General features: G+C 76.1%; 18 protein-coding genes. 9 read left to right on the top strand and 9 right to left on the bottom strand.

From position 1 onward, the window contains the following. Positions 1-55 precede the first annotated feature (55 nt). A complete protein-coding gene (locus ACFY61_RS03565) occupies positions 56-625 on the top strand; it encodes a SigE family RNA polymerase sigma factor (RefSeq protein WP_389466442.1) in 570 nt (189 codons plus the stop codon). Continuing rightward, positions 622-1,734: a hypothetical protein gene (locus ACFY61_RS03560; RefSeq protein WP_389466439.1), complete on the top strand. Its 1,113-nt coding sequence runs from the start codon at positions 622-624 to the stop codon at positions 1,732-1,734. The genes ACFY61_RS03565 and ACFY61_RS03560 overlap by 4 nt, the downstream gene beginning before the upstream one ends. Positions 1,735-1,792: 58 nt before the next feature. Here ACFY61_RS03560 and treZ read toward each other — a convergent pair whose 3' ends face one another. Then, a complete protein-coding gene (gene treZ, locus ACFY61_RS03555; RefSeq protein ID WP_389466437.1) occupies positions 1,793-3,583 on the bottom strand; it encodes a malto-oligosyltrehalose trehalohydrolase in 1,791 nt (596 codons plus the stop codon). 101 nt (positions 3,584-3,684) lie between these two features. On the opposite strand from treZ, the gene ACFY61_RS03550 reads away from it, so the two are divergent. Together ACFY61_RS03550 and ACFY61_RS03545 are read left to right on the top strand one after the other, a co-directional pair. Next, positions 3,685-4,266 carry an FHA domain-containing protein gene (locus ACFY61_RS03550; protein ID WP_389466435.1) on the top strand — a complete coding sequence of 194 codons (582 nt, stop codon included), beginning with the start codon at positions 3,685-3,687 and terminating at the stop codon, positions 4,264-4,266. Positions 4,267-4,313: 47 nt separating this feature from the next. After that, positions 4,314-4,790: a GNAT family N-acetyltransferase gene (locus tag ACFY61_RS03545; protein WP_389466433.1), complete on the top strand. Its 477-nt coding sequence runs from the start codon at positions 4,314-4,316 to the stop codon at positions 4,788-4,790. Here the strand turns inward: ACFY61_RS03545 and ACFY61_RS03540 are convergent. The 3 genes from ACFY61_RS03540 to treY all read right to left on the bottom strand — a co-directional run bounded on the left by ACFY61_RS03540 (position 4,757) and on the right by treY (position 9,113). Next, complete coding sequence (locus ACFY61_RS03540) at positions 4,757-6,043, bottom strand: M14 family zinc carboxypeptidase (RefSeq protein ID WP_389466431.1); 1,287 nt, start codon at positions 6,041-6,043, stop codon at positions 4,757-4,759. The two genes, ACFY61_RS03545 and ACFY61_RS03540, sit on opposite strands and share 34 nt — an antisense overlap. Before the next feature lie 52 nt (positions 6,044-6,095). Continuing rightward, complete coding sequence (locus ACFY61_RS03535; protein WP_389466429.1) at positions 6,096-6,599, bottom strand: DinB family protein; 504 nt, start codon at positions 6,597-6,599, stop codon at positions 6,096-6,098. A gap of 90 nt (positions 6,600-6,689) precedes the next feature. Then, the gene (treY, locus tag ACFY61_RS03530) at positions 6,690-9,113 is read right to left on the bottom strand and encodes a malto-oligosyltrehalose synthase (protein WP_389466427.1); all 2,424 of its coding nucleotides are present in this window, start codon (positions 9,111-9,113) and stop codon (positions 6,690-6,692) included. An 82-nt stretch (positions 9,114-9,195) separates the two neighbouring features. On the opposite strand from treY, the gene ACFY61_RS03525 reads away from it, so the two are divergent. Then, positions 9,196-10,602: an MFS transporter gene (locus tag ACFY61_RS03525; RefSeq protein ID WP_389466425.1), complete on the top strand. Its 1,407-nt coding sequence runs from the start codon at positions 9,196-9,198 to the stop codon at positions 10,600-10,602. Here the strand turns inward: ACFY61_RS03525 and glgX are convergent. After that, positions 10,587-12,701: a glycogen debranching protein GlgX gene (glgX, locus tag ACFY61_RS03520; protein ID WP_389466423.1), complete on the bottom strand. Its 2,115-nt coding sequence runs from the start codon at positions 12,699-12,701 to the stop codon at positions 10,587-10,589. The two genes, ACFY61_RS03525 and glgX, sit on opposite strands and share 16 nt — an antisense overlap. Positions 12,702-12,959: 258 nt before the next feature. On the opposite strand from glgX, the gene ACFY61_RS03515 reads away from it, so the two are divergent. Both ACFY61_RS03515 and ACFY61_RS03510 read left to right on the top strand, forming a co-directional pair. After that, positions 12,960-14,240 (top strand): SAV2148 family HEPN domain-containing protein, encoded by a 1,281-nt coding sequence (locus ACFY61_RS03515; protein ID WP_389466421.1) that lies wholly within the window; start codon positions 12,960-12,962, stop codon positions 14,238-14,240. A 74-nt stretch (positions 14,241-14,314) separates the two neighbouring features. Further along, positions 14,315-15,043, top strand: a complete 729-nt coding sequence (locus ACFY61_RS03510; RefSeq protein WP_389466419.1) for a 3'-5' exonuclease — start codon at positions 14,315-14,317, stop codon at positions 15,041-15,043. A 268-nt stretch (positions 15,044-15,311) separates the two neighbouring features. On the opposite strand, the gene ACFY61_RS03505 is transcribed toward ACFY61_RS03510, so the two are convergent. Beyond that, the gene (locus ACFY61_RS03505) at positions 15,312-16,274 is read right to left on the bottom strand and encodes a GlxA family transcriptional regulator (protein WP_389466416.1); all 963 of its coding nucleotides are present in this window, start codon (positions 16,272-16,274) and stop codon (positions 15,312-15,314) included. A gap of 100 nt (positions 16,275-16,374) precedes the next feature. Here ACFY61_RS03505 and ACFY61_RS03500 point away from each other — a divergent pair, with 100 nt between their 5' ends. Continuing rightward, complete coding sequence (locus ACFY61_RS03500; RefSeq protein WP_389466414.1) at positions 16,375-16,968, top strand: MBL fold metallo-hydrolase; 594 nt, start codon at positions 16,375-16,377, stop codon at positions 16,966-16,968. 541 nt (positions 16,969-17,509) lie between these two features. Here the strand turns inward: ACFY61_RS03500 and ACFY61_RS03495 are convergent. The 3 genes from ACFY61_RS03495 to ACFY61_RS03485 all read right to left on the bottom strand — a co-directional run bounded on the left by ACFY61_RS03495 (position 17,510) and on the right by ACFY61_RS03485 (position 19,640). Continuing rightward, the gene (locus ACFY61_RS03495) at positions 17,510-17,980 is read right to left on the bottom strand and encodes a hypothetical protein (RefSeq protein ID WP_389466411.1); all 471 of its coding nucleotides are present in this window, start codon (positions 17,978-17,980) and stop codon (positions 17,510-17,512) included. 54 nt (positions 17,981-18,034) lie between these two features. After that, positions 18,035-18,901 (bottom strand): phosphotransferase enzyme family protein, encoded by an 867-nt coding sequence (locus tag ACFY61_RS03490; protein ID WP_389467007.1) that lies wholly within the window; start codon positions 18,899-18,901, stop codon positions 18,035-18,037. 193 nt (positions 18,902-19,094) lie between these two features. Further along, positions 19,095-19,640 (bottom strand): DUF6817 domain-containing protein, encoded by a 546-nt coding sequence (locus ACFY61_RS03485; protein ID WP_389467005.1) that lies wholly within the window; start codon positions 19,638-19,640, stop codon positions 19,095-19,097. Between the two features lie 252 nt (positions 19,641-19,892). On the opposite strand from ACFY61_RS03485, the gene ACFY61_RS03480 reads away from it, so the two are divergent. Next, the gene (locus ACFY61_RS03480) at positions 19,893-20,852 is read left to right on the top strand and encodes a LysR family transcriptional regulator (protein WP_389466409.1); all 960 of its coding nucleotides are present in this window, start codon (positions 19,893-19,895) and stop codon (positions 20,850-20,852) included. The last annotated feature ends 26 nt before the right edge of the window (positions 20,853-20,878 follow it).

Here is a 20,878-nt window from a genome sequence, read left to right as displayed (position 1 = left end):
CGCGGGCAACCGGACCGGCGCCGGCGGTGGTCTGGAGGGCGAGGGGGTGAGAAGGATGCGGGCAGGGCACCAGACGCACGACGGCCGGCCCGGCCGGCAGGACGACGAGGCCGAGTTCCAGTCCTTCGTCAGGGCGCGCTGGGCCCACCTGGTGCGCACCGCGTACCTGCTGACCGGCGACCCGCACGACGCCGAGGACCTCACCCAGACCGCGCTCGCCAAGGCCTACCGCTCCTGGCGGCGCGTCCTCGGCGCCGACAGCCCGGAGGCGTACGTGCGGCGGATGCTGGTCAGCTGCAACAACGACAGGTTCCGCAAGCGGCGGGTCGCCGAGCGGCTGACCGCGGTCCCGCCGGAGACCCTCTCGCCCGACCCCACCGCCGCCTGGGCCGACGAGCGGTACGCCCTGCTGGCCGCGCTCGCCACCCTGCCGGCCCGGCAGCGGGCGGTCGTGGTCCTGCGGTACTGGGAGGACCTCCCCGAGGCGGAGGTGGCGGCGGCCCTGGGCTGCTCCACGGGGACGGTGAAGAGCCAGGCTTCGAAGGCGCTGGCCAAGCTGCGCGCCTGCCCGGGCCTGGACCAGGTCGTCGAGGGCGCGCGGGCTCGGGCGGGGGCGGCCAGGTGACCGGGCCGGCCGGCGACGGGACCGGCGGCCACGTCCCGGTGCCCGTCCACGCCCCCGGAGGCGGCTGCCCCGGCGGCTTCGGCAGCGGCCCCGGCAGGCCCGGTGGCGGCGGACCCCGCGGCGGTGGATCCGGCGGCGGAGACGGTGGTGGCCCCGGTGGCGGAGACGGTGGCGGAGTCCGCGGCGGTCCGGGCTCCGGTGACCGGGGGGCCGACGGCGCCTTCGCCGCGCGGCTGCGCGAGCTCATGACCGAGGACGCGGCCGCCCTGCGCCCCGGCCAGGCACCGCTTCCGGCCATCCTCCGCCGGGGCCGCGCCGACCGGCGCCGCCGCCGGGCGGCGGTGACCGCGCTGCTCCTCGTCCTGGCCGGGGCACCGGCCGCCGGGATCACCGCGGTACTGCTCACCGCGGAGCCGGACGCCGGCCCGGCCGGCACCGTGGTGATGGGCACGCCGCCCCCGCCCGCCACCGGCACCGCGCAGGCCCCGCCCACCCCGCCGCCCGGCCCCGGACCGCCGCGCACCGAGGGGCAGTTGGCCGACGGGGTGACCTACGAGCAGGCCGCGGTGTGGCTCCGTGACTGCCTGCGGCAGGGGTCCCACCCGGACGCCGGCCGGCCCGAACGATTGCGGCTGCTGCTGGCCCACCGCGACGACACCGGGCCCGCCCCGGACGGGGTGGTCGAGCGGCACCGGCTGGTCGCGGTGTGGCCGGACCGGCCCGGCGAAGGGGTGCGCTGCGGGATCTCGGACGGCGTCGTCACCGAGTACGACCTGCTCGGGGAACAGCCGCCCGGGAATCCAGGCGGCCCTCCGGTGCACCGCAGCGCCGCCGCCGGCACCTGGTGGCTGCGGCCCGCCGGTGAGGGCGCCGGCCACCCCTACCGGTGGGCCGACTTCGGCACCGTCGGCCCGGACGTGGCCAGGGTGGAGGTGCGGTACGGCGACGTCAGCGTCGACGCGGTCCTCGACCACGGCTGGTACGCGGCGACGGCCCTGCAGGGCCGCGGCCCCGGAGCCGCCGCGGACGGCCCGTACGTCGAGGCGTACGACGCCTTCGGGCGGCGCCTGTACGCCTCCGGAACCCCCGGGGCTCCCGGGGCTCCTTAGACCGGTGGCGACCCGGGGGAACAGGGGACTCCCGGGCCGCCGCCCCACCCCTCGCGCGTCACGGCCCGAGGACGACCGCGGACCTCGGCGGCAGGTGTACCCGCCCGTCCGCGCCCGGGTGCTCCACCGGCTCCCACGCGGCCAGCACCCGGACCCCGTTGCGGCCCAGCGCGACCGTCACCGGTTCCGCCGACAGGTTCAGCGCCACCCGCACGTCCCCGCGGCGGAACGTCAGCCAGCGCCGCTCCTCGTCGTAGGCGACCCGGACCGCCCCCAGGTCCGGGTCGCGCAGGTCCGGCTGGGTGCGGCGGAGCGCGATCAGGGTGCGGTACCAGGCCAGCATCCGCTCGTGCGGGGCGCGGTCCGGCTCGGACCAGTCCAGGCAGGACCGGTCCCGGGTGGCCGGGTCCTGCGGGTCCGGGACGTCGGCGGCCGCCCAGCCGTGCGCGGCGAACTCCCGCCGCCGGCCGTCCCGTACGGCCTGGGCCAGCCGCGGGTCCGGGTGGTCGGTGAAGTACTGCCAGGGCGTGCCGGCGGCCCATTCCTCGCCCATGAACAGCATCGGCACGAACGGTCCGGTCAGCACCACCGCGGCCGCGCAGGCCAGCAGGCCGGGCGGCACCGTCTGGGAGAGCCGGTCGCCCAGGGCCCGGTTGCCGACCTGGTCGTGGGTCTGGGCGTAGCCGAGGAAACGGTGCGCGGGGGTGTGGCGGCGGTCCACCGGGCGGCCGTGGGTGCGGCCGCGGAAGGAGGACCAGGTGCCGTCGTGGAAGAACACCCGGGTCATGGTCTTGGCGAGCGCGGCCAGCGGTGCGGCCGCGAAGTCGCCGTAGTAGCCCTGGGATTCGCCGGTCACAGCGCAGTGCAGGGCGTGGTGGAAGTCGTCGTTCCACTGGGCGTGCAGGCCGAGGCCGCCGGGCCCGCCGGGCCCGCCCGGACCGCCCGCGGCGCGCGGTTCGGTGGTCCGCGGATCGCACCGGTCCGACTCGGCGATCAGGAACAGCGGACGGCCCGTCTCCCGCGCCAGCGCGTCCACCTCCGCCGACAGCTCCTCCAGGAACGGCAGCGCCCGGTCGTCGGCGAGCGCGTGCACCGCGTCCAGCCGCAGCCCGTCGATCCGGTAGTCCCGCAGCCAGGCCAGCGCGCTGCCGATCAGGTACGCGCGGACCTCGTCGGAGCCGGCCGCGTCGAGGTTCACGGCCGAGCCCCACGGGGTGTGGTGCGCGTCCGTGAAGTACGGTCCGAAGGCCGGGAGATGGTTGCCGGACGGGCCGAGGTGGTTGTGCACGACGTCCAGCACCACGCCCAGACCGTGCGCGTGCGCGGCCGCCACGAACCGGGCGAGGCCGGCCGGCCCGCCGTACGGCTCGTGCACCGCCCACGGGGCCACCCCGTCGTACCCCCAGCCGTGGCGGCCGGGGAACGGGCACACCGGCATCAGCTCGACGTGCGTGACGCCCAGCGAGACCAGGTGCCCCAGTCGTCCGGCGGCCGCGTCGAAGGTGCCCTCGGGGGTGAACGTGCCGAGGTGGAGCTCGTACAGGACGGCGTCCTGGAGCCGTACCGGAGGCCGCTCGGCCGGCGCCTCGAGCGAGCCGAACGCGGTGGCCGGGTCCAGTACGGCCGACAGCCCGTCCGGGCCGTCCGGCAGCCGGCGGCCGCGCGGGTCGGGGCGGACCTCCGGGCCGCCGTCGAGCAGGAACCCGTACCGGTCCCCTTCCTCCGCGGCCGCCTCGACCCGCCACCAGCCCTCCCGCCCCGGACCGGGGTGGCGCGCCATGGCCCGGTCGGTGCCGTTCAGTCGCAAGTCCACGCGCGCCGACTGCGGTGCCCACACCTCGAACTGCACGGATTCTCCGTCCCCTCGTCGCGAGCGGTGCCGGGGCCATCATCCCCGGCGCGGCCCGGGAGTTCTGGACACTCCGGGCCCGACGGGCCGACAATCACCCTGTGACGTCGAGTTTCGAGTTCCCCGTGTACCCCGGCAACACCGGGCTTCCCGGCCAGCGGCTGTCCGACGCCGAGCGGGACCGGGCACTCGGCCTGCTCCGGGAGGGCGCCGCCCAGGGCAAGCTGTCGCACGACACCTTCCTGCGCCGCATGGAACTCGCCCTGGTCGCCCGCCGCACCGAGGACCTGTACGCCCTGACCGCCGACCTGGCCGGCCGGGAGAGCCGCGAAAGCCCTTGGACCCGGCGGGTGTTGGGCTGGGTGGGGCAGGTCTCCGCGGTCTCGGTCGGCATCCGGCGCGCCTGGCAGGCGGAACGCCTCCCGAAGCTGCTGCTGCCGATGACGGGCGGCGAGACCCTCCGCATCGGCCGCGACCCGGGCAACGGCCTGCGCCTCAGCCACGAGACGGTCTCCCGCAGCCACGCCGAGCTCGCCCTCCGCGGCGGCACGTGGGTCCTGCGCGACCTGGGCTCCACCAACGGCACCACGGTCAACGGCCGCCGCGTCACCGGCTCCGCGGTGGTCCGCGAGGGCGACCAGGTCGGCTTCGGCCAGATGACCTTCCGCCTCTCCTCCCGCTGACCGCCCCCGGGTCCGGCCGCGGCGCGGCCGGGGTGGAGGATGGGGGGATGGAACGGAACGGGTCATTGGTGCGGGCCGCGCGGCCTGAGGACTTGCCGCGGCTGGTCGAGTTGATTCACGAGCACGTCGCCTACGAGAAGGCCGCCCCGCGGGCGGCCGGACTGGCCGAGCGGCTGGGGCCGCAGCTGTTCGCCCCCGACGCCCGGCTGTGGGCGCTGATCGCCGAGGACGCGGAGGGCACGGCCGTCGGGTACGCCGCCTGCTCCGCCGAGTACTCCTTCTGGGACGCCCGGCACTACCTGCACATGGACTGCCTGTACCTGGCGGAGGGCGCGCGGGGGCAGGGCCTCGGCCAGGACCTCGTGCGGGCCGTCGCCGAGCTCGCCCGCGAGGTAGGGGCGGAGCAGGTGCAGTGGCAGACCCCCGACTGGAACGAGGGCGCCATCCGGTTCTACGACCGGCTCGGCGCCACCGGCCTGCCCAAGCGCCGCTACAGCCTCCCCGTGGACGTGAGCCGGGCGTAGGCCGCCAGGACCGTGCGGGTCTGGTGTTCCACCTGGGTGGCCACCGGGACCCAGCGGGCCCCGAACCCGTCGGCGAACTCCTCGCACCAGCCGGAGACGAGCCGGTCCAGTGCCGGAGCCGCCGGGTGGCCGGCCGCACGCAGCACCCGCAGCAGCATCGCGGCGGCCCGCAGCGCCAGCCGCCGGCCGAACGCGTCGATGCTGCCGACGTACGCGGCGGTCGCCTCGGCCGGGGCCCCGGCCCCGGACCACTCCGCCGCGATCCGGGGGATCAGCGCCAGGGTCCAGTCGACGGAACGCAGCAGCGGCGCGGCCGCCGGCAGCTCCGCCAGCGCCGGGTGCGCGGCGCGGGCGGCGGCCAGCAGGTCGCACACCACGCCCGTGTCCCGCTCCAGCCGGGCCGCCGTCGACCGCAGGGCCCGCCGCGGATCGGGGTGCGGGGCAGGGTCGCCGACCAGGTCGCTCGCCCACATCGGCACCTCCACGATGGCGGTGGTGCCCGCGTACCGGTGGGCGTGGTACCAGGTGCTGAGCCGGGTGTCCTCCGGGTGGAAGAGACCCGTACCGTCCGTGCCCGGGCCGGGCATCACGTAGATGCCGGGCCCGGGCGACGGCCAGCCCGCCGCGTCGGAGGCCCCCGTCTCCACCGGGATGCGCAGCTCCGCCGCCGACTTGCCGAACGGCTCCGCGAGCCCCGGTATCTCGCGGGTCAGCTGCACCCAGCTGCCGCCGAGGTCCGTGCCGTGCAGCGAGACCTGGAGCAGCGGCCGCAGTTCGTCGATGAGCGCGGTCAGCGCCAGGGTCTCCGGCGGCAGCCGGTCCGGGGGCAGTAAAGAGGGCGCCCACTCGGGCTGTTCGGGCCCGGGAGGCCGGAAGAAGTGCCGGTGGTAGTCGAGCAGCGAGTACGGGCGCGGCGTACGGTGCAGGGCCGCCCCGTCGGGGTCGGCGCACAGCAGGAAGTGCCAGCCGCAGCCGTCGCGGGGGACCGGGTCGCGCAGGACCCGGCGGGCCAGCGCGAGGGCCGTCGGGCCGCCGACCGGCTCGTTGGCGTGCGCCCCGGCGACCACCAGCACGTTCCGCGCCGGCCGCGGCTGCCCGCCCGCGCCGACCGTCAGCAGCCACAGCGGCCGTCCGCCCCGCGACGTCCCGGCCCGGCGGAGCCGGGCCAGCCGCGGGTTCTCCTCGGCCAGGGCGCGGGCGGCCAGCGCCAGTTCGTCCGGGGTGGGGTAGCACATGTCTCGGAGGAGGGTCACGGTGGTGATCTGCCCGCCGCACGCCCCCGGTACTGCTGGACGGGGCCGCGGGTTATTCGCCCGTCGCCCCGTCGACCGCCTCGCGCAGCAGGTCGGCGTGCCCGTTGTGGCGGGCGTACTCCTCGATCATGTGGGTCAGGACGTACCGCAGCGAGATCTCCTCCCCGCGGAACCCCACCGTGTCGTCGAGCGAGCCGAACGAGGCCTCGATCGCCCGGGAGTCCGCGCAGGCTGCGTCCCAGGCCGCGAACGATGCCTCCACGTCGGCGTCCGCCACGAGGAACTCCCCGTGGACGCCGTCGACGGCCGGCCACAGCGGCTCGCCCGCGTCGCCCTTCAGGACCGTCAGGAACCAGCCCCGCTCCACCGCCGCGGCGTGCCGGACCAGACCGAGCAGGGTCAGCCCGGAGGTCGGCACCGGCCGCCGCTTCAGCTCCTCGCCGGTCAGACCCTCGCACTTCATGGCCAGGGTGGCGCGCTGGTAGTCGAGGAAGGAGGTGAGGGAGGCCCGGTCGGCGGCCACCTTGGACGGGGTCGTGCGCGGTCGTCTGGTCATCGGGTGATCATGCCAGGGAGCCGTCCGGGGTCCGGGCCCGGCGCCTGGTCCGGGGACCGGCCCGGGGACCGGTCCGGGTCCGGGTCCGGGTCACGGGGCCTGGTCCGGGCCCGGGGCCGGGTCCGCGTCCTGCCGGAGCAGCACCGACACCGGGTGGTCGCCCAGCAGGCGGCCCAGCGGGACCGGGCCCGGGCCGGGTGGCGCCGGCGCGTGGGGCAGCAGCGGGCGCCAGTCGCCCGGGGGGAGGTCCAGGACGGTGTCCCGCCAGCCGCCGCCGTCCGCCAGCCGCAGCGCCAGCCGGGTCACCGCCACCAGCAGCGCGCCGCCCCGCAGGAAGGCCACGCAGTGGTCCGCCGCCGGGCCCCGGGCGACGAGCGGGGCGTAGCCGCGGAACAGGGCCGGCCGGTCCCGGCGGAGCCGCAGCAGCGCGGCGGTGAGGGCCAGCTTCTCCTCCGACAGGCCGCGCGGCGCACCACCCCCGTCCAGGTGGGCGAGCGCGGCCGGATGGAAGCGGGCCGGCCGCCGGTTGTCCGGGTCGACCAGGGCCCGGTACTCGGCCTCGCAGCCCTGGTACACCTCCGGCACCCCGGGCATGGCCAGCTGGAGCGCGGCCATGCCCAGCGTGTTGGCCCGCACGGCCGGGGCCAGCGCGGCCAGCCCCGGTACGGGACCCGGCGCCCCGGAGCCGGGGCCCGCCTCCGCCGGTGCCTCCGTCAGTGGCTCCGCCGGTGGTGCCGCCGGCGGATCCGCGGGCGGGATCGTCACCGGGCCGGGGGCCGCCGCCTGGGCGCGGACGGCGTCCTCGTACGAGGGGTCCGGGTCGGTCCAACTCGTCCGCAGCGCAGCCTCCTTCGCCGCCTTCAGCAGCGCGTCCGCCAGCCGCTGCGGCCCGTCCGGCACCGCCCCCAGCCCGAGCGCGCTCTGCGCGGCGACCCACGCGAGCTGCGGGTCGGCCGGACCGCCCGGCACCCGCAGCGCGTCCGGCCGCTCCGACAGGGCCGCGATCCGGGCCCGCACGTCCGCGCTGCGCTTGGTGTCGTGCGTCGACAGCACCGTCCCCGAGGCCGGCCAGTCCCGCTCCAGCCGGGCGGCGTACGCGTGGAACTCCGCCGGGGTCACCGCCGGCCGGCCGGGATCGCCGCCCACCTCGGTCGCCGACAGCAGCGGCGCGTACCGGTAGAACGCCCGGTCCTCCAGCGACTTGGCGCGCAACGCCGCCGAGGTCTGCGCGAACCGGGCCGCGAAGGCCGGGTCCGACGCCGTCAGCGCCCGTACGGCGGCCAGCGCGCCGGGGTCCGCACCGGCCCGGGCGGCACCCGCCTCGGCCGCCGCCCACGCGGCAGTGTCCCCCTCGCCGGGGTAGGGCCGGTACACGGGGAAGTGGACCAGCAGCTCGACGACCGCGTCGGCGAGGCCGGGCCCGGCCCGCCCGGTCAGCAGCGCCAGTTCCGCCGCCAGGTCCACCGTCAGCACCGACCGCGCGCAGTCCTCCGCCGTGCTCTCCCAGTCCGCCGAGCCGGTGACCTCCCGGTACCGGGCGGCCAGCCGGTCCGCACCGGCCGGGTCCACGAACAGGCCGTCCAGCCAGTACAGCGCGTCGTACCCCGTGGTGCCCGCCACCGGCCAGTCCGCCGGCAGCACCTCGTGACGCCCGAGGATCTTCTCCACCACCACCCAGCAGTCCTCTCCCGCCGCCGCGCGCAGCCGCCGCAGGTACTCCGCCGGGTCGGCCAGGCCGTCGACGTGGTCGATGCGCAGCCCCTCCACCACCCCGTCGCGGACGAGTTCGAGCACCTTCTCGTGGGTGGCGGCGAACACCTCCGGCTCCTCCACCCGGACCCCGATCAGGTCCGAAATGGTGAAGAAACGACGGTAGTTGAGCGAGGTGCGGGCCTGCCGCCAGTGGGCCGGCCGGTACCACTGCGCGGCCAGCAGCTCGGGCAGCGGCAGTCCCGCGGTGCCCTCGCGCAGCGGGAACTCGTGCTCCCCGTACCGCAGGGTCTCCCCGGCCTGCCCGTCCTCCACCGCGAGCCGCCGCACGTCCAGCGGCTCCGCCAGCACCGGCAGCAGCACGCGGCCGCCGTCCGCCGCCCAGTCGATGTCGAACCAGCGCGCGTACCGCGACCCGGGGCCGTCCCGCAGCACCTCCCACAGCGGGCGGTTGAGCCGCAGCGGTACCGGCACGGCCATGTGGTTGGGCACGATGTCCAGCACCAGACCCAGCCCGTGCCGACGGGCCGTCAGGGACAGCGCCCGCAGCCCCCGCTCACCGCCCAGCTCCTCGCGCACCCGGCCGTGGTCCACCACGTCGTAGCCGTGCGCGGAATCCGGCCGGGCCTGGAGCGCGGGCGACAGGTGCAGGTGCGAGACCCCCAGCGAAGCCAGGTACGGTACGGTCCTCTCGGCCGCCGCGAAGGGGAACTCCGGGCACAACTGGAGCCGGTAGGTGGAGCCCGGCCCCCTCCGCAGCGTGGGGCCGGAACCTGGACGCGGGATCGAGTACTGCTCGGTCATGAGAACGTACGTACCCAGTCGGCAGGATTCCGTGCCATTGCCCACTGCATCCGGGTGACTGCACTCCGTTAGCGTGCGGTGAGTGCTGCGAACCGTCCACACATACCGTCAAGTCATCGCCCTGACCGGGCCGCTCCTGCCCGTCGTCTCCTTCCTCGCCCGACTGCCCGTCGCCATGGCCCAGTTCGGCAGCGTGCTGCTGGTCGCCGAGACCAGCGGCTCCCTCGCCACGGCCGGCGTCGTCGGCGGCACCCTGTCCGCCGGACAGGTGATCTGCGGGCCCGTCCTCGGCCGGCTCGCCGACCGGCACGGGCAGCGGCCCGTCGTCCTCGCCGCGGCCGCCGTCAACGCCCTCGCCACCGCCGCGCTGGTCGCCGGCGCCCTCACCGGCCTCGACACCTTCCCGCTGGCCGCCATAGGCGCCGTCACCGGCGCTTCCGTCCCGCTGATCGGACCGCTCGCGCGGACCCGTTCGGTGGCCCTCGCGCACCGCGCCGACTCCGACGAGGGGGTCGTCGGAGCCGTGCACTCGCTCGAAGGGACCCTGGACGAGGTGTCGTTCGTCATCGGCCCCGCCGTCGTCGGCCTGGCCGCGCTGCTCGCCCACCCCGCCGTCGCCCTCGGCGTGGCGGCCGCCCTGGTCGCCGCCTTCGGCACCGCCTACGCCCTGCACCCCACCGCGTCCGTCACGGCGGGGTCACCCGCGCCGGCCCGGGCGAAGGACGCCGCGCCCCGCCGCCGCCCCGCCGGGGTCGTGTACTCCGTACGGGCCTCCCTGGCCCTGCAGGGCGCCATGTTCGGCGGCTGCCAGGCCGGCATCGCGGCGCTCACGGACCGGCTCGGGGTCCCGGGCCAGGCCGGCCTCGTCTACGCGGCCATGGGCGTGGTCAGCGCCGTCGTCGGCCTGGCCCTGGGGGCGCTGCCGGCCCGGTTCGGGCTGCGGCTGCGCTGGCGGGCCGCCACCGGCGCCGCCCTGCTGCTGTCCGTGCCGCTGCTGTTCACCGGCGGCCTGTGGGGCCTGTACGCCGTCGTCACCGTCCTCGGAGCCGCCTACGCACCCCACCTGATCACCGCGTTCTCGCTGACCGAACGCCACGTGGAGCCGGCACGGCTCGCCGAGGCGATGGCCTTCGCCGCCAGCTCGCTGGTGGCCGGGCAGGCGCTGGCGCTGGCCCTGTCCGGCCGTCTCGCCGAGCGGTACGGACCGGCCGGTGCCTTCGCGGTGGCGGTGGCCGCCGCCGGAGCCGCCTTCGCCCTGGCCCTGCTCACCCGCGTCCCGGCCGGCCGCACCCACACGGTGACCGCGTTCATCCCGGCGCAGCAGACCGCCTCGCCCGCCGCGCCGCCCGCCGGCACCGGCGCCTCGCCCGCCGCGCCGCCCGCCGGCACCGGGACTGGCACCGGCACCGGCACCGGGCCCGCGTCGGGTGCCCCGACCGGCACCGGCTCCGCCGCCGGGGACCCCGGGGGCGCCTACGCCGGCCGCTGAAGCACCACCAGACTGCGACCCGTCAGCGTCACCCGGTCCCCGGCCGCGAACTGCGGCCCGGTACCGGGTGGCCTCACCTCCGCCCGTGCCGTGTCCACCACCAACCGCCACTGGTCGCCGTGCCCGGCCGGCAGGCTGAACTCCTGCGGGTCCGGGCCCGCGTTGAACATCAGGAGGAACGAGTCGTCGGTGATCCGCTCGCCCCGGCTGCCCGGCTCGGAGATCGCTTCCCCGTTCAGGAACACCGTCAGCGCGCGGGTGTTCTGCGACTGCCAGTCCCGCGCCCGCATCTCCTCACCGCCCGGGGTGAACCAGGCGATGTCCGACAGCTCGTCGTGGGTGCCCTCCACCGGCCGGCCGTGGAAGAACCGGCGCCGCCGGAACACCGGATGATCCCGGCGCAGCCACACCATCCGCCGCGTGAACTCCAGCAGCTCCGGCGGCGGCTTCCCCGGATCCGGCCACTCCACCCACGACAGCTCGTTGTCCTGGCAGTACGCGTTGTTGTTGCCGCCCTGGGTGCGGGCGAACTCGTCGCCGTGGCTGAGCATCGGCACCCCCTGCGACAGCATCAGCGTGGCGATGAAGTTCCGCATCTGCCGGCCCCGCAGCTCCAGGACCTCCGGATCGTTCGTCGGGCCCTCCACCCCGCAGTTCCACGACCGGTTGTGGCTCTCACCGTCCCGGTTGCCCTCCCGGTTGGCCTCGTTGTGCTTCTCGTTGTACGACACCAGGTCGTGCAGGGTGAACCCGTCGTGGCAGGTCGCGAAGTTGATCGAGGCCAGCGGGCGCCGCCCGTCGTCCTGGTAGAGGTCCGAGGAACCGGTCAGCCGGCCCGCGAACTCCGCCAGGGTGCGCGGCTGACCCCGCCACAGGTCCCGCACGGTGTCCCGGTACTTGCCGTTCCACTCCGTCCACAGCGGCGGGAAGTTCCCCACCTGGTAGCCGCCCTCACCCAGGTCCCACGGCTCCGCGATCAGCTTCACCTGGCTGACCACCGGATCCTGCTGCACCAGGTCGAAGAACGACGACAGCCGGTCGACCTCGTGGAACTGCCGGGCCAGCGTCGCAGCCAGGTCGAACCGGAAGCCGTCCACGTGCATCTCGGTCACCCAGTACCGCAGCGAGTCCATGATCAGCTGCAGTACGTGCGGGGAGCGCATCAGCAGCGAGTTCCCCGTGCCCGTCGTGTCCGTGTAGTACCGGGGATCGTCCGCAAGCCGGTAGTACGAGGCGTTGTCCAGGCCCCGGAACGACAGCGTCGGCCCGAGGTGGTTGCCCTCCGCCGTGTGGTTGTAGACCACGTCGAGGATCACTTCGATCCCCGCCTCGTGCAGCGCCCGCACCGCCGACTTGAACTCCAGCACCTGCTGGCCGCGGTCACCCGAGGCGTAGCCGTTGTGCGGGGCGAAGAAGCCGATGGTGTTGTAGCCCCAGTAGTTGCTCAGCCCGTCGTCGACCAGCCGGTGGTCGTTGACGAACTGGTGCACCGGCATCAGCTCCAGCGCCGTCACCCCCAGCTTGGCCAAGTGACCGATGACCGCGGGATGGGCCAGCGCCCCGTAGGTGCCGCGCAGCTCGTCCGGCAGGTCCGGGTGCCGCATCGTGAGCCCCTTCACGTGCGCCTCGTACAGCACCGTCTCGTGGTACTCGTGGCGCGGCGGCCGGTCGTTGGCCCAGTCGAAGTAGGGGTTCACCACCACCGAGCTCATGGTGCGCGGGGCCGAGTCCAGGTCGTTGCGCGAGTCCGGGCGGCCGAAGTGGTACCCGTACACCTCCTCCCCCCACGACACGGACCCGGAGATGGCACGCGCGTACGGGTCGAGCAGCAGCTTCGCCGCGTTGCAGCGCATCCCGCGCTCCGGCTCGTACGGGCCGTGCACGCGGAACCCGTACCGCTGGCCCGGCATCACCCCGGGCAGGTAGGCGTGGCGGACGAACGCGTCGGTCTCGCGCAGTTCCACCGCGGTCTCCGAACCGTCCTCGTGGAGCAGGCACAGTTCGATGCGTCGGGCGGCCTCGGAGTAGACCGCGAAGTTGGTACCGGCGCCGTCGTACGTCGCGCCGAGGGGATACGCCTGTCCGGGCCAGACCTGCATAGGTAACGACTCTTCCACTCCTGATCCGGCATCGGTTGGTCTCCAGCCAGATCTTCCCCGAAAGGGGGGCTCCTTGTGCGAAGTCGGCGCGGGCCTACCGGGTGACGCCGTCCACCTGATATGCGGGTGAGCGGACTGTCGGGGAATCCGATGATGGGTCAACAGGCGCTCGTCACAAGGGCCATCCGGCTGCAGGGGGGTGCGTGCGCGGAGTACCCTTCCTTGATCACTGGAGGGGTGGCGGAAGGCGGTGCACGGGTGAGCTCGGGAGGTCTGGAGCTGCCCCCTGGTGACGGCGGTCACGAGGGCGGTCCGGCGGCGGACGGGGGCGGCGGGACGGCCCCGGCGGGCGGCCTGCCGGCCGGCGCGGTGTCCCTCGCCGGTCCGGAGGACCCCGGCGGCGCGGTCCGCACCGGGGCCGAACTGGACTGGGGCGCGGACGCCTGGAGCGAGGTCCGCACCCGGGCCCAGCGGGCGGGCCGTGCGTACATCTGGCTGAACCTCGTGGAGCAGCGGCTGCGGGCGGTCGTCGGCGGCGTGCTCCGCCCGATCTACGAACCGGTGCACGGCGAGGACGACTGGGTGGTCGCCGCGGCCGGCCCGGCCGGGCAGGAGTGGGTCCACCGGGCGGTCGCGGTCCGGGAGGTCAGCCGCCGCAAGGGCTACCTGCTCGACCCGGCGGACGACAACGTGCTGTCGTTCCTGACGTTGCCCCAGCTACGGGAGCTGATGGTCCAGCACTGGCCCTGCTTCGAGCCGTACTTCGACGACCGGCGCGACATCGAACTGGCCCTGGACGAGCTGGAGGTCACCCGCAACGTGGTCTCCCGCAACCGGGCCCTGTCGCAGGCCGTGCTGGGGCAGGCGGAGCGGGCCTCGGCGCGGCTGCTGGAGGTGCTGGGCGGCGGCGCCGGCGGCCCCTCGGCCGACCGGCTGCCCATCGACGCGGTCGAGGACCTGGTCGGGGACCGGTACGCCGACGTGGTCTCCGTCCACCCCGACCGGGTCCGGCTCCAGCGGCTGCTGCCGGCCGAGGACCTGTTCGGCGGGGCCCGCCGCCTCGACGCCATCGGCATAGGCCTGAACCTCCTCGTACAGAACTACTCGGGCCGGAGGCTGGTCCGGCTGGTGGATGCGGGGTGCCGGGTGCGGCTGCTGTTCCTGAACCCGGCGAGCAGCGCGGTCAAGCGTCGCGAGCGGGAGCTGGGGCTGCGGAAGGGCGAGCTCAGCCGGTCCGTGGAGATGAACATCCTGCACGTCCGCCGGGTCCGGGCCGGGCTGCGCGACCCGTCCGGCTTCGCCATCCACGTCTTCGACGAGACGCCGCGGTTCACCGCGTACCTGGTGGAGGGCGAGTCCTCGGGCATCGCCGTCGTCCAGTCGTACCTGCGGCGGGCCCGCGGCATGGAGGCGCCGGTGCTCGTGCTCCGCGGCGGGGGGCGCGGGGCGCCCGCGTCCAAGGACACCGACCACGGCCTCTTCCCCACGTACCGGGAGGAGTTCGAGTCGGTCTGGGAGGACTCCCGGCCGGTGTCCTGACGCCCGGTGCCGGCGCTGTCAGTGGGCCGTGGCAGGCTGAAGGCCGTACTGATCGGTATCGGGGGAGGCTCGCCATGGGGGAGTGGCACGGGGGAACACTGGTCGGTTTCGACCTGGAGACGACGGGCACGGAGCCGGCGGAGTCGCGGATCGTGACGGCCGCGCTGGTCGAGGTGGCGGCCGGGGAGGTCCGGTCCCGGCGCGGCTGGCTGGCCGACCCGGGCACGGCCATCCCGGAACAGGCGGCCGCGATCCACGGGATCAGCACGGAGCGGGCGGCGGCGGAGGGCCGGCCGGCGGCGGAGGTCGCCGAGGAGGTCGCGGCGGCGCTCGTCGCGCACTGGCGGGCGGGGGCCGTGGTGGTCGCGTACAACGCGGCCTTCGACCTCACGCTGCTCAGCGCGGAACTCGCCCGGTACGGCCTGCCCTCGCTGGCCGACCGGCTCGGCGGCGCCGAGACCGGCCCCGTGGTCGACCCCCTCACGATCGACCGGGCGGTCGACCGCTACCGGCGCGGCAAGCGCACGCTGGAGGCCGTCTGCGGGGTGTACGGGGTCACCCTGGACGGCGCGCACGAGGCGGGTGCGGACGCGCTGGCGGCGGTGCAGGTCGCCCGCGCGATAGCCGCCCGGCACCGGGGGGTGGCGGAGCTCACCCCGTCGGCGCTGCACGCCGAGCAGACCCGCTGGTACGCCCACTGGGCCCGCGACTTCCAGTCCTACCTCCGCCGCCAGGGCACCCCGGACGCCCACATCGACCCGTCCTGGCCCCTCCGCACCGCGGTCCCGACCCCCGCCCGCTGACCCGCCGCCCGGGCTGCATGCGCGGCCCGGCTCCGCCAGCTGCCCGGGGCCCGGGCTGGGCCCGCTCAATCGCCGCTCGGGCTGGATGGTTCGGCCCCGGCTTCGTCGGTGCCCCCGGCGGCTCCGCCCGGTCCCGCTCAAGCGCCGCTCGGGCTGAATGGGCCAGCCTGGGTTTGGCCCTGCGGGCCGATGCCGGGTGGGGAAATCCAGCCCCTCCGGCGTTTGAGGAGCCGGGTCCGGGGCGACGGCGGCGCACCGCCCGGCACGGCTACGGGGCACGGCTGAAGGAGCGGCGGTAGGCGCGGGGCGGGACGCCGCGGCGGCGGACGAACTGGGCGCGCAGGACGGCCGCACTGCCGAAGCCGGTGAGGCGGGCGACCTCCTCGACCGGGAGTCCGGTGGTCTCCAGGAGTTCCTCGGCGCGGTTCAGGCGCAGGCCGAGCAGCCAGGCGTGCGGGGTGGTGCCGGTCGCGGCGGCGAAGCGCCGGGCGAAGGACCGGCGGCTCATCAGGGCCCGCCGGGCCAGTTCGGCGACGGGCAGCGGCTCGTGGAGGTTCTCGCGGGCCCAGGCGAGCACGTCCGCCAGCCGGTCGTCCTGGCAGTCCTCGGGTGCGGGTGTGGCCAGGTACTGGGCCTGTCCGCCGTCGCGGTGCGAGGGCAGCACCAGGTCGCGGGCGATGGCGTTGGCCGTCGTCGCGCCGTGCTCCCGCCGCAACAGGTGCAGGCAGAGGTCGAAGCCGGCCGCGGCACCCGCCCCGGTGATGACGGGGCCCTGGTCGACGTACAGCGCGTCGGGCTCCACCGTCACGTCCGGGTGGCGGTCAGCCAGCAGGGCGGCGAACCGCCAGTGCGTGGTGGCCCGGCGCCCGTCGAGCAGCCCGGCGGCGGCGAGCGCGAAGGCGCCGACACAGTGCCCCGCGACCAGCGCCCCGCGCCCGTGCGCCGCGGTCAGCGCGTCGAGCACGGCGGGCCGCGGCCGCGTACGGAAGTCCGCCCAGGGCAGGGCGATGACCAGGTCGGCGTCGGCCAGCCGGTCCAGGCCGTGCTCGGCCACGAGCGGGAGTCCCACGTCGGTGCGGACCCGCCCCGGCCGGTCCGTGCAGAGGGCGAAGTCGAAGGCCGGCAGACCCTGATCCCGTGGGGCGAACACCTCGGACACGATGCCGGCCGCCAGCATCCCGACGCCCTGCGGGGCGTACGCGGCGACGGTCACGAAGGGCGGTAGCGGCATGCGGGGAGTCTGACACGGCTTCACCCGGTGGCACGAATCCCGCGATCGGTGGCAGAAGGGCCACTCGTGGCATACCGCGGCCCGCGGAAGACTTCAGGGCATGACAGACGCCCCCGCCGGCCGCAGCGCCGAGTACACGATCCTGACCACCGGCTACACCCTCTCCACCGGCCCGGGGGTCGCCGCCACCGTCTCCTACGTACGGGACGGGGACCGCCACGTGATAGTCGACCCGGGCATGGTCGCCGGCCGCGACCGGATCCTCGGCCCGCTGGCCCGGCTCGGGCTCGGCCCTGACGACATCACCGACGTCGTGCTCAGTCACCACCACCCGGACAACACGATGAACGTCGGCCTCTTCGGCCACGCACGCGTCCACGACCACAAGGCCGTCTACGAGAACGACCAGTGGACCGACCGCGACGCGGAGGGGTACGAACTCGCCCCGTCACTGCGGCTGATCCGCACCCCGGGGCACAGTCGCGAGGACATCACGCTGCTGGCCGGCACGGAGACGGAGGTCGTGGCGTTCGTGGGCGACCTGTGGTGGCGACCGAACGGCCCGGTGGACGACCCGGTCGCACCCGACCACGCGGTGCTGAAGTCCTCCCGGCTGCGCGTACTGACCGCCGCGGACGTCATCGTCCCCGGCCACGGCCCCGCGTTCCCGGCGGACGACACCGCCCCGCGCTAGACCGCGGCCCCCAGCCACCGCTGCGCGGCTCGGCCCCGCCGGGGCCCGCCCAAGCGCCGCTCGGGCTGGAGTGGCTCGCCGGGTTTGGCCCTGCGGGCCGGTGCGGGCGGGGAATTCAGCCCCTCCGGCGTTTGAGGAGCGGGGTGCGGGGCGGAGCCCCGTGTGGTCGGGCGGAGCGATGGGTGCCCGGCTTGGCTCCGCCCGGGCCCGCTCAATCGCCGCTCGGGCTTGGTGGGGCGCGGTGGGGTGTGGCCCTGCGGGCCGGTGCGGGCGGGGCACTCCAGCCCCTCCGGCGTTTGAGGAGCGGGGTGCGGGGCGGAGCCCTGTGTGCCCGAGCGGAGCGTTGGCTGCGCGGCTCGGCTCCGCCGGTGCCCGCTCAATCGCCGCTCGGGCTTGGAGTGCGGCCCGGCTCCGTCGTGTGCTCCGGGGCTTCGCCCGGGCCCGCTCAATCGCCGCTCGGGCTGGATGGCGCGGCCGGGCTGCGACATGTGCCCCGGCCCGGGCTGGGCTCGGTCAAGCGCCGCTCTGGGCGGGCGGGGCGTCAGCGGGGTGAGGGCCAGGTCCAGGTGAGGACGTGGTGGTCGGGGAGCGCCGACCAGCGCGCCGCGGCCGCGTCCAGCGGCGCCGTGGTGCGGGCGACCTGCTCCGGGGTGAGGGGCGGGCTCCCCACGCCCCGGCCCTCCGTGGACAGCCCCCGCCACACCCGGTACGCCCAGTTCACCGACAGCTCGGCGGCCAGCACCGCGTCGCCGCCGCGCCGCAGCACCTTCAGCCCGGAGCGGCGGTGGCGGCCCGGTTCGACGAGTTCGAAGCCCTGGAACGTCGCGCCCCGCTCCACCGCGCCCCAGAACCCGTCCTCGATGCCGAGCGCGGTCTCGACGACCGCGTGCACGAGGTCGTGCGGCATGGTGGGGCCGGTGGGCTGCGCGGGCAGCCGGACGTCCGGGCCCTTGCGGCCGCGGACCAGGATCTCGTGCCGGTCGCCAGGCAGCTTGTGGAACAGCATCTCCATCCGCCCGAGGGTAGGCGCCGTCCGCCCCGACCCCCACCGGATTTCCGCCACCGCTCAGAACGGGTGCCAGCGGACCTCGGTCGCGCCCTCGCGCAGCGACGCGACCCGGCGCGCGAACTCCGCGCGGGCCGCCGGGTTGCCCGGGGCGTGCTGGGCCACCCAGGCGCAGCTCGCGGTCTCGCGGGCGCCGCGCAGGACCGCGCAGCCGGCCCAGTCGCGGACGTCCGAACCGTACGCCGTCACGAACGCGTCGTACGCCTCGTGCGCCCGCTCCGGCGGCCCGTACCGGTCCCGGGACAGGGCCATCACCACCAGGTCGTGTTCCCGCAGGTCGGCCGAGAAGGTCTCCAGGTCCACCAGGACCGGGCCGTCCGGGCCCACGTGCACGTTGCGCGGCAGCGCGTCGCCGTGGATCGGCCCCGGCGGCAGGTACGGGACCAGCGCCGCGGCCTCGGCGGCGTACGCGTCGCGGCGGGCCCGCAGGTACGCCGCGTCGGCCGGGTCCACCGCGTCCCCGGCCAGCCGCAGCCAGCGTTCCACCCCGCCCAGCAGGTCCCGGGCCGGCAGCTCGAACGGCGGGGCCGGCAGCTCGTGCACGGCACGCAGCAGAGCGGCGAGGTCCGCCGGCCCGGCCGGCCGGACCGCGTCCGGCAGCCGGTGCCACACGGTGACGGGGTGCCCCAGGGCCTGCCGCGGCACCGCCTCCGCCGGGCGGACCGCCGGAACGCCGGCCTCCGCGAGCCACCCGGCGATCCGCAGCTCGCGTTCCGCGCGGGGCAGGAGCTCCGCGGACCGGCCGACCTTCACCACCAGGTCGTCGACGGCGAACACCGCGTTCTCGCCGAGTGCGAGCAGCCCCGCCCCGGTCACCGTGCCGAGGCCCGCCGCCTCCATCACCGCCCTGGCCCGCGCCTCGTCCATGCTCCGTGCCGCCCGATCCCTGTGCCTGATGTTGGTGCGCTTGTCGTGCCCGGTCGTCCGGTCGTCCGGCCCGTCCGGTCGTCCGGTGCGTGCGGTCGTCATGCGCGTGCGGTCGTCCGGTCCGTCCGGTCGCGCCGTCGCCCGTCGTCCGGTGCGCGCCCCAGTCTCGCACCGCCCCGCCCGCGGGGCCCGGTCAGGTCCGCCCGGCCGGCAGGGTGCGGCAGTCCTCCCGGGCGGCGGGGGAGAGCAGCGGCCGCAGGCGGGTGAACAGGGCGGACAGGCCGGGGCCGTACCGGGCGCGGAACGTGGGGTCCGTGTCGGCGAGGTCGAGTTCGTTGGCCGCGGTCAGTTCGGCGAAGTCACGGCGAGCCTGCGCCCCCGGCACGTGGCGACGGCCCGTGAACCGGTCGGTGAACGGCCCGTCGGCCCGGTCGAGCGCCGGGTACGTGGCCCGGCGGTCGCACGACGCGTAGAGGTACACCAGGGCCTCGGCCTCGGCCCCGATCGTCGCGGCCAGCCGGGGGCGGCGCTCCGGCGGCAGCAGCGCCGCCGGGAAGCCGTCCGTGCCGTAGAACGCGTGGCACAGCCCGGCGAGTTGCAGTGCGGGCCGGGCCTCCCAGCGCGCGAGCCGGCTCCGTACGCGCTCCAGGTGCGCCAGGAGGGTTCCGCCGGGGTGGGGCAGGGACTCCGCGCCGGAGCGGCGCAGCAGGGCGACCGCCCGGTCGAGCGCCGCGGACATCGCTGCTTCGGCCGCAGCCGCAGCCGCCGCGTCGTCGTCGGAGGCAGACATGGGTGCCGGTCCCGTCCTTCCGGTGGGGCGGGCAGGAGGAGGTGGTCGGCACCCGTCCGGTGTGCCCGCGCCCGGTCCGGATCCGGGCGGCGGGCGCCGAACGGGTTGCCGCCGTGGGCCCTGTCACGATCCTCCCGCCGCCCCGGTCCCCGGTCAATCCTTCGGTTTCCTTGCCAACCCCCAAGCCCTAGCTTGGGGTTCATGACCCTGGACGACCTCCGCGTGTTCGTAGCCGTGTGCCGGGCGGGAAGCCTCAGCGCCGTGGCCCGGGAGCTGGACCGTACGCAGTCCGCCGTCAGCCAGCACGTGCGGCGGCTGGAGCGGGAGACCGGCGTGGACCTGCTCGAACGCCGGCCGCGCGGGGTGGTGCCCACCGAGGCGGGGCGCGTGCTGTACGAGGCGGCCGCCGACGGCCTCGCCGGTATCGACGGCGCGCTGCGCCGGCTCGGCGAACTCGCGGCCGGCGAGGGCGGATCGGTGCGCGTCACCACTGGCGGTACGACGGTGCGCCACTTCATGGCCGAGGCCATCGCCGTGTTCCGGGGGCGCCACCCGGGCGTGAGTCTGGAGTTCCGCACCGAGACCTCGGGCCGCGGCTGTTTCGAGGCCCTCCGGGCGGGCGGCGTGGACCTGGCCTGGATCACCCTCGGGCGGCCGGTGCCGGGCTTCGAGCAACGGCCGGTGGTGGAGCTGCCGTGGGTGCTGGCGGTGCCCGCCGGCGACCCGCTCGCCGCACGGAACCGCATCGACGCCGCGGACCTCGCGGACGTCCGGCTCGTCGGGCTGCCGCCGAACTCCGTCTCCGGCGCCCATCTGGACGCCGCCCTCGCGGACCTCGGGGTCCGGGCCGGGTCGGACACCAGCGTCGCCGACTGGGACACCGCGCTGCTGCTGGCCGAGCTCGGTCTCGGCCACGCCGTCGTACCGGCCGTCCCGGGGCTGTCCGGGCTGTCGCCGGGGCTGCCGGGGCTGGCGGCGGCGGGGGGCGGCTCGCTGCGGCTGGTCCCGGTCCCGGCGCTGCCCCCGCTGCCGGTCGGGTGGGCCGTACGGCGCTGGGAGGCGCTGACCCCGCCGGCCCGGGCCTTCGCCGAGACGGTCGCGGAGACGGTCGCCGAAACGGTAGCCGGGACGGTCGCCGGGGGCGGAGGGGGAGGCGCGTAGCCGGTCCTGGTGTCCCGCGGAGCGTT

Origin of the sequence: Streptomyces sp. NPDC012888, from assembly GCF_042900645.1 — a bacterium.
In the GTDB taxonomy this organism is placed as follows: Bacteria; Actinomycetota; Actinomycetes; order Streptomycetales; family Streptomycetaceae; genus Streptomyces.
Note: the sequence above shows the minus strand (reverse complement) of the source record. Positions and strands in the feature narration are given on the sequence as shown.

What these genes read in the sequence shown, in the direction of transcription:
- ACFY61_RS03565 (WP_389466442.1), top strand. Translation starts at nt 56, where the DNA reads ATGCGGGCAGGGCACCAGACGCACGACGGCCGGCCCGGCCGGCAGGAC.
- ACFY61_RS03545 (WP_389466433.1), top strand. Translation starts at nt 4,314, where the DNA reads ATGGAACGGAACGGGTCATTGGTGCGGGCCGCGCGGCCTGAGGACTTG.
- ACFY61_RS03535 (WP_389466429.1), bottom strand. Translation starts at nt 6,599, where the DNA reads ATGACCAGACGACCGCGCACGACCCCGTCCAAGGTGGCCGCCGACCGG.
- treY (WP_389466427.1), bottom strand. Translation starts at nt 9,113, where the DNA reads ATGACCGAGCAGTACTCGATCCCGCGTCCAGGTTCCGGCCCCACGCTG.
- glgX (WP_389466423.1), bottom strand. Translation starts at nt 12,701, where the DNA reads ATGCAGGTCTGGCCCGGACAGGCGTATCCCCTCGGCGCGACGTACGAC.
- ACFY61_RS03510 (WP_389466419.1), top strand. Translation starts at nt 14,315, where the DNA reads ATGGGGGAGTGGCACGGGGGAACACTGGTCGGTTTCGACCTGGAGACG.
- ACFY61_RS03505 (WP_389466416.1), bottom strand. Translation starts at nt 16,274, where the DNA reads ATGCCGCTACCGCCCTTCGTGACCGTCGCCGCGTACGCCCCGCAGGGC.
- ACFY61_RS03500 (WP_389466414.1), top strand. Translation starts at nt 16,375, where the DNA reads ATGACAGACGCCCCCGCCGGCCGCAGCGCCGAGTACACGATCCTGACC.
- ACFY61_RS03495 (WP_389466411.1), bottom strand. Translation starts at nt 17,980, where the DNA reads ATGGAGATGCTGTTCCACAAGCTGCCTGGCGACCGGCACGAGATCCTG.
- ACFY61_RS03490 (WP_389467007.1), bottom strand. Translation starts at nt 18,901, where the DNA reads ATGGACGAGGCGCGGGCCAGGGCGGTGATGGAGGCGGCGGGCCTCGGC.
- ACFY61_RS03485 (WP_389467005.1), bottom strand. Translation starts at nt 19,640, where the DNA reads ATGTCCGCGGCGCTCGACCGGGCGGTCGCCCTGCTGCGCCGCTCCGGC.
- ACFY61_RS03480 (WP_389466409.1), top strand. Translation starts at nt 19,893, where the DNA reads ATGACCCTGGACGACCTCCGCGTGTTCGTAGCCGTGTGCCGGGCGGGA.